Origin of the sequence: Halococcus morrhuae DSM 1307 (assembly GCF_000336695.1) — an archaeon.
Classification (GTDB): Archaea; Halobacteriota; Halobacteria; order Halobacteriales; family Halococcaceae; genus Halococcus; species Halococcus morrhuae.
The window spans coordinates 115,582-127,948 of the sequence record NZ_AOMC01000161.1; the positions used below are offsets into that span (position 1 = coordinate 115,582).

General features: G+C 62.2%; 9 protein-coding genes. 6 read left to right on the forward strand and 3 right to left on the reverse strand.

Going from position 1 to position 12,367, the window contains the following annotated elements; all coding sequences use genetic code 11:
* Window positions 1-82 precede the first annotated feature (82 nt).
* On the forward strand, window positions 83-406 hold the full coding sequence (locus C448_RS15015; RefSeq protein WP_152415594.1) for a hypothetical protein: 324 nt from the start codon (window positions 83-85) through the stop codon (window positions 404-406).
* On the opposite strand, the gene C448_RS15020 is transcribed toward C448_RS15015, so the two are convergent.
* Window positions 403-843, reverse strand: coding sequence for a hypothetical protein (locus C448_RS15020; RefSeq protein ID WP_004055997.1), 441 nt, complete (start codon window positions 841-843; stop codon window positions 403-405). The two genes, C448_RS15015 and C448_RS15020, sit on opposite strands and share 4 nt — an antisense overlap.
* Before the next feature lie 184 nt (window positions 844-1,027).
* The gene (locus C448_RS15025; protein ID WP_004055999.1) at window positions 1,028-3,601 is read right to left on the reverse strand and encodes a GcvT family protein; all 2,574 of its coding nucleotides are present in this window, start codon (window positions 3,599-3,601) and stop codon (window positions 1,028-1,030) included.
* 264 nt (window positions 3,602-3,865) lie between these two features.
* On the opposite strand from C448_RS15025, the gene C448_RS15030 reads away from it, so the two are divergent.
* Complete coding sequence (locus C448_RS15030; RefSeq protein WP_004056000.1) at window positions 3,866-4,723, forward strand: methylenetetrahydrofolate reductase; 858 nt, start codon at window positions 3,866-3,868, stop codon at window positions 4,721-4,723.
* Between the two features lie 18 nt (window positions 4,724-4,741).
* On the opposite strand, the gene C448_RS15035 is transcribed toward C448_RS15030, so the two are convergent.
* The gene (locus C448_RS15035) at window positions 4,742-6,457 is read right to left on the reverse strand and encodes a formate--tetrahydrofolate ligase (RefSeq protein WP_004056002.1); all 1,716 of its coding nucleotides are present in this window, start codon (window positions 6,455-6,457) and stop codon (window positions 4,742-4,744) included.
* 186 nt (window positions 6,458-6,643) lie between these two features.
* Between C448_RS15035 and C448_RS15040 the strand changes: the two genes are divergently transcribed.
* From C448_RS15040 to cas7b, 4 genes are all read left to right on the forward strand, one after another.
* Entirely contained in the window at window positions 6,644-8,029 is a 1,386-nt protein-coding gene (locus C448_RS15040; RefSeq protein WP_004056004.1) for a glycine cleavage T C-terminal barrel domain-containing protein, read from the forward strand.
* Between the two features lie 930 nt (window positions 8,030-8,959).
* Window positions 8,960-9,775: a CRISPR-associated endoribonuclease Cas6 gene (gene cas6 / locus C448_RS15045; RefSeq protein WP_049916389.1), complete on the forward strand. Its 816-nt coding sequence runs from the start codon at window positions 8,960-8,962 to the stop codon at window positions 9,773-9,775.
* Window positions 9,762-11,894, forward strand: coding sequence for a type I-B CRISPR-associated protein Cas8b/Csh1 (gene cas8b / locus C448_RS15050; protein WP_004056008.1), 2,133 nt, complete (start codon window positions 9,762-9,764; stop codon window positions 11,892-11,894). The genes cas6 and cas8b overlap by 14 nt, the downstream gene beginning before the upstream one ends.
* Window position 11,895: 1 nt before the next feature.
* The coding region (gene cas7b / locus C448_RS15055) for a type I-B CRISPR-associated protein Cas7/Csh2 (RefSeq protein ID WP_004056010.1) at window positions 11,896-12,367 on the forward strand (472 nt) is incomplete at its 3' end.

Genomic DNA, 12,367 nt, shown 5'->3' on the forward strand with positions numbered 1-12,367 from the left:
GACCGTACGACGGAACAGGTGTCATAGCTGTCCGATGAACGACGCCCTATCGTTTATATACATGTGTGACGAACGGGGCCACATGAGCGTCGAAATAAAGGGATTCGAGGAGTTGGCGGGGAAACTCGATCGGCTTGCGGAGAACGCGGACTCCATCGACGGGGAGAACACCGTTTCGTTCGACGAACTGTTCACTCCGGAGTTCATGCAGACGTACACCGAGTACGATTCGATAGAGTCCTTCTTCGGGCAGAGTCGATGGACGGTCGAGACGCAGGACGACTTCAAGCACATCCCGGAGGACGATTTCGATCGGTATGTTGACGACCATACCGGCTTCAACTCTTGGGAGGCCATGTTGTCCGCTGCTGCCAGAGAGTGGACCACCCGACAGCTCTCCGCTTAGGGAGCGTTCGACGACTTCTCGTCCGTCCCTGACCTACGCTCCCCATCCGGACGGTTGCTCGAATCACCGCTGCTGGATTCGTCTTCGTTTGCCGCTGTTTCGTCTTCGTTCGCCGCTTCTTCGTCAGGCAACTGCAGATAGATGTCGATGTCGTGGTCCTCTCCCTTGATCTCGAACCCCATTGCCGGCCCATCGCTCTCATCGTCGTCGGCAACGAGGCTGTATATCCCGATGGCGAACGAGCCGATCGTCGTGACACCGAGCACCAGCCGCCAGAGTGCTGCGACTCCTGCAGTCACGTCACCGTAGTTCGGACTCTCGACGACGATTCGAACGTCGACGAGATAGCTCGCACAAAACAGTAGCAGGGCGATGATACCGACCAACGACACCGTTCGGAGCGAGTATCGTCGTGGATCGATATCATCGAGATCCATTGCCACTATCGTTTATCGCCACCTCCATCGTATATAAAACGTCGCAGTTCACGCTGTCTCCTTGCTGCCAGTTCTCATTGCTGCAACCCAGTACAGTGAACCGACTCGAACAGCCGCTGCGTCACGGGGGAAGAGGAAGGATGAACGGCTTCTTCCTCTCAGCTATCGGCCATTGTCGGCGCGGCTACAACAACGGTTCGTCGCGCACCGTCGCAGCGTAGCGCTCGCCCTCGTAGAGCACCTCGACATCGGTTCCAGGCTCGGCGAATTCGGGCGGGAGATAGGTGTAGATGACGCAGGCACCGACGGTGTAGCCGTACTCGGCTGCGTGAACGTAGCCGAGCACCTCATCGCCATCGGATGTGAGAACGGGCCGATCGGCAAGCACGACCTGTTCGGGATCGTCGAGCGTGAGGCAGGCCACCTTCCGATCGACGTTGCCCTCGGCGGCCGCCGCGACCGCCTCCTTTCCAATGAACTCCGTGTCGAGATCGACGGCCCATCCGAGTCCTGCCTCGTAGGGATCGTGCTCGGTATGGAGATCCTCGCCCCAAAGTCTCAGTCCTTTTTCGATGCGGAGCGAGTCGAGCGCGCCGTTGCCGTAGGGTCGGATGTCGTACTCTGCCCCCGCGTCCATGACGTGCTCCCAGAGCGTCTCGCCGTACTCCGAGGGTGTGTACAGCTCCCAGCCGAGTTCGCCGGCGTAGGAGAGTCTGAGCGCCGTCACGGGGACGTTCTCCACGAACGTCTGCTGGCTCGTGTAGAACGGGAAGTTTTCATCCGAGAGGTCGGCGTCGATCACCTTCGAGAGGGTCTTGCGGGCATCCGGCCCCGTACAGACCATCGCCGCCAGGCTGGAGGTGACGTCGTTGACGACCACGCTCTCAGGGGCCTGCTCGCGGACCCACGCGAGGTGGTTCTGTCCGACCTCGCGGCCGGTCGTGAGCAGTAGATATCGGTGCTCGTCGACGCGGGTCACGGTGATATCGGCGCGGACGCCGCCGGCCTCGTTGCACATGAGCGTGTACCGGATCTGCCCCACGTCGAGGTCCATGTCGTTCGTACAGAGCTGCTGGAGGAACTCGTCGACGTGCGGCCCGACGAGCTCCATCTTGTTGAACGAGGTCATGTCGTGGAGCCCGACGGCCTCGCGGACGTGGAGCGATTCTGCACCTTCGAGCGGCGACCAGAACTTGCCCTCCCATCCCTCGCGATCGGGGATCTGCTCGCCGTAGCTCTCCAAGAGATCCTCGTTGGATTCGAACCACTGTGGGGCCTCCCAGCCGGCCTCGGCCCACAGCTCGGCGTCCAAATCCTGATGGCTGTGGTACATCGGCGTGCGCCGGATGTCGCGCTGGTACTCGGTTCGGACCCACTTCGGATGGACGATGCTGTAGAGGTTGCGATACTCCTCGTCGGCGAGGTCACGCGTGAAGTCCCAGCTCCCCGCGTGGGGCGCGAACCGGTTGACGTCGCAGTTCCGGAGGTCGATCGGGCCGTCGGGCAGTCGCGGTACTCCACGTTCCATCCACTCGGCGAGCGCCTTGCCCGCGCCGCCAGCGTGGGTGATCCACGTCGTCAGGCCGGTCCAGAGGCCCGGACACTCCTGGACTGGCCCCATCGTCGGCATTCCGTTCGGCGACGCCGAGTACATCCCGTTGTACTTGTAGTCCAGATGTTTCCCATCCGTCGCCGGCAGGAGCTCGTCGCTCGCGGTTCGGGGAGCCTTCTCTTGGCGATCGGGGTGGGTCGCGTTCTCGAAGAACTCCTCGGTGAACTCGTGGACCGACGCCTGATTGCCACCTTCCTCGTTGCCACCAAGCTCTTCAGGGTCGGGTACGACCGGCTCGTGGTTGTACGAGCCGATCCCGTACCGATCCCCGTGCGTGCGGAAGTACATCGCGTTGTCCTGATCCCGTAGTATCGGCCGGTCGGGATCCTGGAGCAGCACCTCGCTCTTGTCGCCGGAGACCGATCGGTAGTTCTCGTAGACCGGATCGTCGGTGACGTCCTGTTCACGCCCGTCGAGTTCGGCGAGCGGCTCGGTCATCGTGTACTGATGTTCGACCGGCGCGACCGGCAGGTGGACGTCGAGTTTCTCGCTCAGCTGGCGCGCCCAGATGTTGGTCGCCACCACGACCTCATCGCACTCGACGCGACCGTTCTCGGTGACGATCCCCTGTACTCCGTCGCCGTCGGCCTCGATGTCCTCGACTTTCGTGTGGCCGACGAACTGCGCACCCATCTCCGCGGCCTCGACGGCCAGCGCCGCACACGCACGGACGCCCGATGCCTGTCCGTCCGTCGGCGAGTAGTATCCGCCCTGGATGGCGTCGGGATCCACGAGCGGGAGCTTTTCGGCGACCTCCTCCGGACTCAGGAGCTGCGGATCGGGCACGCCCCACGATTTCGCCCACTCGACCCGCCGTTGGAGGTAGTCCATTCGCTCGTCGCTGCGGGCGACCTCGATACCGCCCGTTTCGTTGTAGATCGGCTTTCCGTCGTCGCGTTCCAGACTGGAATACAGCTTCCGACTGTAGGTGGCGAACTTCGAGAGTACCTTCGGCTCGTCGGTCTGGAACATGATCCCCGGCGCGTGCGTCGAGGAACCGCCGGTGGTCGGCAGCGGGCCCCGATCGAGTACCAGAACGTCATCCCGACCCAGTTCGGCGAGATGGTAGGCCGTGCTACAGCCGACGATACCCGCGCCGATGACGACGGTTCCGGCTGTGTCGGGCAGCCCGTTGGCATGACTCATGGCTGCCGTTTCGATCTCGGCCGGGGATATTCATTCTTCGCCCTCACTGCTACTCCCGTTTATCCGGCTCGTCCGATCGACGACTGATTCCGACGTTCGGTGCGAATCGCGTGATTCGACTGCCGACCCCGACTTATACCGGTTCGGTTGTGCCGGCCAAGAGCTAAACGTCCGATACCGCTACTCTCTCACAATGTTCGCGTTCGAGGCGGTGCGAGACGCGTCCGAAACGCACTCCGTGGTTTCGGGAGGCACGGACGAGCCATGTCGGTGACGCGCCAGTCGGGAGAGACCGACGGCGTCGCGCAACTCCTCGACGATCCGCGATTCGAACTGATGCCGTTCGACAGTTTCGCCGACGAGATGGATGAGCTTCCTGCGGGCGCGACGATCGCCATCACGACCTCGCCACAGCTGGGGCTCGACGCGACCGTCGAGTGGGCCGAAACGGCCGCCGCCCGCGGGTTCGACGTCAGTCCACACATCGCCGCGCGCTACGTCCGCGACGTCGATCACCTGGACGAGATCGCTCGGCGGCTCGCCGAGGCTGGCGTCACCGATATCTTCGTTCCCGGCGGCGACCGTGAGGAGCCGATCGGCGAGTTCGATTCGGCGTACGCCCTTCTCGACGCGCTCGACGGACTCGATCACGGGTTCGAGGAGATCGGTATCACGGGCTACCCGGAGGGCCACGAGTTCCTCGACGACGACACGCTCGCCGACGCGATGGCGAAGAAGGTGCCCCACGCCACCTACATCGTGACGCAGCTCTGTTACGATCCCGAGGCCGTCGTCGAGTGGGTCAAGGACGTCAGGGACAGGGGCGTCGAGCTCCCCGTCGAGGTCGGAATTCCGGGCGTGATGAAGTACGACAAACTGCTGAGCATCTCGCGGAAGGTCGGCGTCGGCGACTCGGTGAAGTTCCTCAAGAAAACCACGGGAGTGGTGGGGTTCGTCCGCGAACTCGTCGGCTCGCGCGGCAGATACACGCCCGACGATCTCGTCGAGGGGCTCGCGCCGTACGCCGACGATCCCGACTACGACGTTCAGGGATTGCACGTCTACACGTTCAACCGAACCGAGGACACCGAGTCGTGGCGCTACGGCGTCCTCGACGAATAACGCGATCGATCGCCTTTTTCAGAACAGTCCCGAGACCGTCCCGTCGGGATCGATATCCATGTCGGCAGCGGCGGGGTCGGACGGGAGCCCCGGCAGCGTCAGCACGTCGCTGGTGAGGGCGACGAGAAAGCCCGCGCCGGCGGAGGGGTAGACTTCTTGGATTTCGAGCTCCCAGCCGGTGGGGACGCCCTTCTTCTCCGCATCGTCGCTGAGCGAGTGAAACGTCTTCGAGATCACGATCGGGACGTCGTCGAAGCCGAGATCGTTCATTCGTTCGATATCGTCGCGGGCACCGCTCTGGAAGGACACCGACTCCGCGCCGTAGATCTCGGTGGCGATCGTCTCGATTTTCTCCTGGATCGGAGCCTCAGCCTCGTAGAGATAGTCGAACGTCTCGTCGTTCGTTTCGATGGCGGTCATGAGCTTCTCGGCGAGGTCGGTCCCGCCCGCACCGCCGTCCTCGAACACTGTCGATTCGGCCGCCTCGATCCCAAGCTCCTCCCGGCAGTGATCCAGCACGACGTCGACCTCCTCGTCGGTGTCGCCGGGGAAGCGGTTGAGCGCCACGACGACCGGGACGCCGAACCCGCGCAGGTTCTCCACGTGGGCGTCGAGGTTTTCGAGCCCGCCCTCGACCGCTTCGGGGTCGGGGTCGTCGAGCGCGTCGAGATCTGCGGGCCACATGTCCTTGCCGTGGTATTTGAGCGCGCGCACGGATGCTACCACTGTCACCGCCGCCGGTTCCATATCACCCAGGCGGCAGACGACGTCCATGAACTTCTCGGCACCCAGATCGGAGCCGAAACCCGCCTCGGTGATGAGGTAATCCGAGAGCTTCCGGGCGGCGTCGTCGGCGATCAGCGAGTTCGTCCCGTGGGCGATGTTGGCGAACGGACCACCGTGAACGAACGCCGGCGTTCCCTCGACCGTTTGGACGATGTTGGGTTTGAGCGCGTCCTTGAGGAGGATGGTGACTGCACCGGTCGCTTCGATATCGTCGGCGGTGATCGGATCGCCGTCCTCGTCGTAGGCGACGATGATGCGGCCGACGCGTTCTTTGAGATCGGCGAGGCCGTCGGCGAGACAGAGTACGGCCATCATCTCGGAGGCCGCGGTGAGGATGAACCCGTCCTCGCGCGGGACGCCTGTGACCTCGCCACCGAGGCCCACGACGGTCTCGCGGAGCACGCGGTCGTTCATGTCCATCGCACGAGGCCACTGAACCTGATTGACCGCGATATCGAGTTCGTTGCCCTGTTTGATGTGGTTATCGAGCATCGTCGAGATGAGGTTGTGCGCCGACGTGAGCGCGTGGAGATCGCCGGTGAAGTGGAGGTTGATCTTCTCCATCGGGAGCACTTGGGAGTAGCCGCCGCCGGCCGCGCCGCCCTTGACGCCGAAGACCGGGCCGAGTGAGGGCTCGCGGATGGCCGCCAGTGCGTTCTCCCCGAGCTGGTTGAACGCCTGGCTCAGCCCGACGGTGGTGACGGTCTTGCCCTCGCCCATCGGCGTCGGCGTCATCCCGGTGACGAGGATGATGTCACCGTCGTCGCGGTCGGAGTTCCGGAGTCGCTCGATGGCGTCGTAGGTGAGCTTTGCCGTGTCGTCGCCGTGGAGTTCGAGGTCGTCGGCGGCGAGCCCGAGCGGTTCGACGATCTCGGTGATGTGGTCGGTGTCGACGTCCTGGGCGATCTCGTAGTCCGTCGGTAGGCCGTCCGCTTCGGATGGGGACATGTCGATTCGAGTTCGTCCGACCGTCGCTTCAAGGTTCGTGTTCCGTGCATGCTACTCTTTTAGGTCCCGATGGCGCGTGCGAGCCCGAAATCCCGGCCGGCGAGGCGGTGCGAATCGTTCACGAACATAAATGGGTGTCTCGTTTAACTGGTCGATTTAGGCACCCGTCGGTCGTAGCCAAAGGGGATGTCCGAGAACGAACCACCGAGAACGGACGGAGCGGAGCATCCGAATCACCCGAGCGTCGATCAGTCGGATCGAACGGTGCCACGAAACCTGCGCCAGTCGGGCGACCCCGGCATCGAGATGCTGGTCTCGACGCGAGTCCGCAAATCACCCTTCTTCCACAAGTCCTTCGACGAGGAGGGTGCGTGGCGCGCGACGGTCTATAACCGCCTCTACCATCCCCGCGGGCTGGTCGATCCCGAGGACGGCGGCACGATGGCCGAGTACGACGCCCTCGTCAACCGGGTCACGCTGTGGGACGTCGCCGTCGAGCGCCAGATCCGCGTCGCGGGATCCGACGCCGAGGCGTTCGTCAACCGCGTCATCACCCGAGATGCGACCGAGATCGAGGCGATGCACGGCAAGTACGTCATCCTCTGTAACGAGGAGGGCGGCATCCTGAACGATCCGGTGTTGCTGCGCCCCGGTGACGACGAGTTCTGGTTCTCGATCTCCGACTCGACCCTCATGCAGTGGCTTCAGGGCGTGAACGTCGGCGAGAACTACGACGTCGCGATCGACGAGATCGACGTCGCGCCGATGCAGATCCAGGGGCCGCTCTCCGAGGACGTGATGGTCGAGGTCGTCGGCGAGGAAGTCTCCGAAATTCCCTACTACGGGCTGATGGAGGCCGAAGTCAACGGCTGTGACGTACTCGTGAGCCAGACAGGCTTCTCCGGCGAGAAGGGCTTCGAGATCTACGTGAAGGACGCGATGGAGAACGCCGAGGCCGTCTGGGATCCGGTTCTCGAAACCGTGAAGGACCACGGCGGGATGCAGATCGCGCCGGGCCACCACCGGCGGATCGCGGCGGGCATCCTCTCGTGGGGTCAGGACATGGATCACGAGACCTCGCCGTTCCAGGTCAACCTCGGCTACCAGGTGCCCGACGAGACCGACGTCGACTACATCGGGAAGGAGGCACTCGAACGCCAGCAAGAGCAGGTCGAGAACGGCGAGTACCCGTTCACCCACAAACTGGTCGGGCTGAAGATGGCCGGCGAGCCGATCCGGGACTACGCGCCCGACTTCTGGCTCGTCTCCGATCCCGAGACGGGCGAGGAGTGTGGCTACGTCACCTCGCCGTGGTACAGTCCCGAACTGGAGACCAACATCGCGCTCGCACACGTCCCGGCCGAAAAACTGCGTGACCTTGACGCACCGCTTGACGACAGCATCTACGACGCCGATGCCGACATCGAGTTCCAAGTGCATCTCCCCGACGAATACGCCGAGGAACCCGGCGAACCGGTCTACGCGACCGTCTCCGAGGTGCCCTTCCAGGAATCGGTGAACCCGAGCGCGCGCGAGCAGGCCAAGCTGAACGCCAGCCGGACCGGCGAATAGTTCACTTCGAACGATTTTCGCAGATCACGTATGTTCATACACGCTTGCCCTTTCTCCTTGCTTGAATGCAGCCAGATACACCGGTTGACAGGCGTTTTATTTGGAGTAGCGAGGAGTCCGGTTACGCTGAGGCATCAAAACCGAACCACCCAATTATGGCTGTGTAGGGTCTGAGGTCTCTGTATATGTTAGTAACCAATATCACACAAGTGGACGCCAAACTTTCTGCTACCAGTAACCCCAAAGCTACTTGTGTTACCACCTTGTATGGAGAAGCAATCAACGCCCTTCCGTCTGGCATGGGGGTAGGGCGTTGATGCAGAACAAGCCCAGCGGTCCGAAGTGGCAGCGGCCGCAGAGCTAGCTGCGCAACTAGCTAGTCCTCTCGCGGCCTTAGAGCCATCGGTCTGTGCTGGGTGGGAGCCAGTAATGGTCAATAACCGGAGTCAAACACCCAACATCGACGAGGACACGACGGAGCAGACTAGTGAAAGTAGCCAACCAAAGGAACGTGGTTTGTTAGCTAGTCCATTCGACAATTGGCGCAAACGAGGGCACATCCATGCTGAACCTGAGGCGCTTCGAGAGAATGGCTAACGAAGAGAACCAGCAATCGTGTGAGGACAGCTAATACAAAATGTGCCACATGGCATATACTCCGATTGAAGACGAACGCAACGCCTATTCTACTGCGAAAACAACCGGTGGACGGGTCCCGTCCCGGAATGCTTTCAGTCGAACCGATGCGAGGTTGAAGCTGCTACCAGTATCCGGAAATCACTACTCGGGACCATGTTACAGCCGAACTTCAGTGAGTGGTGGATCACTTTCACCACGGCCTGAATACCTTTATTACGGACACCATTCAATGCTGGTCCATGACGACTGGTGGCGGATCATGATTCGACAGTATCGATCGGAGGGATCCGGGTGCGGGTGTTAGCCAGATTGCGCGTGCGCGCGGACGCTGCCTACGACAACGCCTACCATCACAAACTCCGAGGACGGCTCTGGCGTGCGCTGGAGGGCACCGAATTCGAGGAGCGCCACGACGGGAACGACCCGCCGGGGTTCACCTACTCGAACCCATTCCCGCCGGGCGACATGGAGGAGGGCGACGAGCGCACGCTGTTGGTCGCCTCGCCCCACGAGGAACTGTTGACCCACGTCGCGCGCGATCTCCGGGCGGAGCCGGAGCTGAACGTCGGCGAGATGCCCTATCACGTCGAGAATCTCTCGGCGCTCGCACCCGACGTCGGTGAGCCGGGCTCTTCGGGCACCATCGAGACTGGGACAGGGGTGGTGGTGCGAATTCCGCCGTGGCGACGCGAGGAGTACGGGATCGAGGGCGATTACGGCGACAACGCCACGTTCTGGCGACCCGAGATGACGATGGAGCCGTTCCGCAACCAGCTCGTGGCGAACCTCGACAAGAAACACGGTCGGTTCGCGCCCGATCATCTGCCCGGCCCGAGCGATCGCGACGGCGAACTGTTCGACAGCTATGAGCTTATCAAGACGTTCGCGCTCCCGGTGACGGTGACTGAGGGCGAGGAGCTGACCTACGTCGTGAGCAAGTGGCGACTCGGCTATCGCGTGCGCGACGACCATCATCGCCGACATCTGAATCTCGCGCTCGACTGCGGGATCGGCGAGCGCAACTCGCTCGGGTTCGGGTTCGTGAACATCACCGATCGCACGCGACCGGGCGAGAACGAACTGGAGGATCAGGATGCTTTCGCCTGAGGAGTTCCGGAAGGAGTATCCCGAGGACGAACTCGCTGAGGAGCTCCCGGATTCCCCGATCGGATCGCTGCGGGACATCCAGTATCTCTACGGCAAGCTCTACACGCTCGCGACGACGGGTGGCGGTGAGTACGCACCGTATCTCACACCAGATGCGGCCAGTGATCTCGAAGACACTGGTGACAGTCTGATCGTGGTTCGCGTCGACCTCTCTGGAGATGAACCACGGCTGGCTACAGACGAGCGCAGTTCCGTCTGGGTGACGGGGTACAGCGAGGACCAGATTCAGGATGTCGCTCACTGCAAGTACCCAGCCGCACGCGGCATCGATCACAGCGTCACCCATCAGTCCGGGCAGAACAGCGACCCCGAGAAGCTCGCCCGCTACGCAAAGGAACGGCTGACGAAGTGGGCGACCGACGACGTGGTTCAGGAAGCAGCCGACGACCACGACGAGGGATCGATCATCGACGGACTCGTCGAACTGGGGGAAGACGAGGCGGTGCTCGACGAGATCGAGGACGAGCTCACCACGAAGCTCGGTGGCGAGTCCACGACGGCGTTGCTCACGGTGCAGGTACAACTCGACGAAGACGAGGGCTATCGATGGCCGGGCGAGCTCGACGTGTTCATGGAAGCGATGCGCCAGCGCAAGCTCTCGAAGCTCGTCACGAAGAACAAGGCCGACGACTCCTCGGGGAACGCGACCGACCTCGTTACCGGCGAGCCGGCCCGGACGGTCGGCACCTCCGAGGACCCGCAGAACTACTTCCTCGGCAAGCAGCTGGAGAAATTCCCCGGCCTCGACATCGAGGAGGCGTGGCGTACCCATCCGATCGCCGAGGACGCCGCCGTGACAGTGATGAACGCCGATACGTTCGTCGAGGCGTGTACCTACCGAACGTTCGGTGCGAAGGTGTACTACCTGCCGTACGTGTGGGGCCACGTCTCGCCAGCGAACGCCAAGGACCTGTACGAACTGTTGTACAGCGCTACGACCGAGGACGACGACAAGACGCCGGTCGAGACGGCATACGACAATCGATCGACGCTGTTCGACGACGCGAGACTTCGATTTTACGTCTCGGCGGTGATGCCCCACCAGATGTCGCGGTACGATGTCTTCGGCGAGACGCTGAACGGGCGACTGCTCTATCCGCGTGCGCTCGCCAACGAGCACAATCGGCTCGTTAGAGACACGGCTGCGTTCAACTCCGCGACCGAGTGGACCGCTCCGCTTCCGACCCACGACAACTGGGGCCTGCTCACCGGCAACGGCGAACGACTTCATTCGATCTCGACGGGCTGGTACTTCCACCAGACGTTCGCCGAACGCGATGACGACGATGCGGACGCCGACGATCCGCGTATCGAGGCGCTGGTCGCCGTGCTGAGCGGCGACGCGATCTCGGTCGAGACGCTGCTCTCGGAGTATGTCGATCGCATCGTGGCCGAGCAGACCGACGAGGAGATCGAGGGATTTCCGTCCTTTCGCGTCGCCAGCCAGTTCGCCCAGCTGTGTGCACTGGCGACCGACGAACTCGACCTGTTGAGTACGACCGATTTGGAAAAAGAGCCGATCACGAGAGAACCCACTTACGAGGAACATACGATGGAAACACCAACGGAGATACTCCCGGACGGCGGTTATTCTCCGACGACGACGCTCGAATCGTTCATCGAAGACACGCCAGCACTTGCCCATGACGAAGATGACGACTCGTCGCTCAACGATCAGCGGCGCGGGGCATTCTTGCTCGGTGCGCTTGTTGGCGAAGTCGGAAGCTACCAGGGGTACAGCGAAGATCGCTCGACGACGCTGATCGATCAATTCCCGGTGAAATCGATCACTGGCTCACGGATCAAAAAGGTAACACAGGAAACCATCGGAAAGACGCTCACGTACACCCGCAGCGAGGATCGAACCATCACGTTGTTCGAACATGTGGTCGAGCGTCTCCGCAAGACGATTCTCAACCCGGACCCGGACGACTGGAAGCTCGACATCGATGATCTCCGATTTTACTACGCGCTGGGTGTCACGTACGGCATGAACGATCACCCCGAGTGGGATAGCGAAGAAACGGATGATACTGACGAAATCGAGGAGGATTCCTAAGATGACAGACACTACTGAACCCGTCACGAACCGCTCTGAGATCGTGTTCCTCTACGACGCGGTCGACGCGAACCCGAACGGCAACCCGCTTTCGAGTGCGAACCGACCGCGTATCGATCCACAGACCCAGCAGGCCATCGTCACGGACGTACGGCTGAAACGCTATCTCCGCGATCAACTCGACGACGACGGCCACGGCGTCTATATCCGGAACGTCCAGGACGAAGGCGAGCAGTACACGCGCGAAAAATTGCTCGAAGATCGTCTGAAAGAGGTCGACCCCGACGAATACGATCTCGACGAAGATGACGAGGCCGAGCAGTTCCGCGAGGACGTCTTCGGTGAATATCTCGACAACAGCGCCGACGTGCGCTACTTCGGTTCGACGATGTCGCTCGACACGGACAACGAGTACGCGAACCACCTCCCCGATCACTTCACGGGTCCGGTGCAGTTCTCCCCCGGCAAGTCGA

Bases quoted from the DNA above. Each gene is read 5' to 3' on its own strand.
- C448_RS15015 (WP_152415594.1), top strand. From the start codon at position 83: ATGAGCGTCGAAATAAAGGGATTCGAGGAGTTGGCGGGGAAACTCGAT.
- C448_RS15020 (WP_004055997.1), bottom strand. From the start codon at position 843: ATGGATCTCGATGATATCGATCCACGACGATACTCGCTCCGAACGGTG.
- C448_RS15025 (WP_004055999.1), bottom strand. From the start codon at position 3,601: ATGAGTCATGCCAACGGGCTGCCCGACACAGCCGGAACCGTCGTCATC.
- C448_RS15030 (WP_004056000.1), top strand. From the start codon at position 3,866: ATGTCGGTGACGCGCCAGTCGGGAGAGACCGACGGCGTCGCGCAACTC.
- C448_RS15035 (WP_004056002.1), bottom strand. From the start codon at position 6,457: ATGTCCCCATCCGAAGCGGACGGCCTACCGACGGACTACGAGATCGCC.
- C448_RS15040 (WP_004056004.1), top strand. From the start codon at position 6,644: ATGTCCGAGAACGAACCACCGAGAACGGACGGAGCGGAGCATCCGAAT.
- cas8b (WP_004056008.1), top strand. From the start codon at position 9,762: ATGCTTTCGCCTGAGGAGTTCCGGAAGGAGTATCCCGAGGACGAACTC.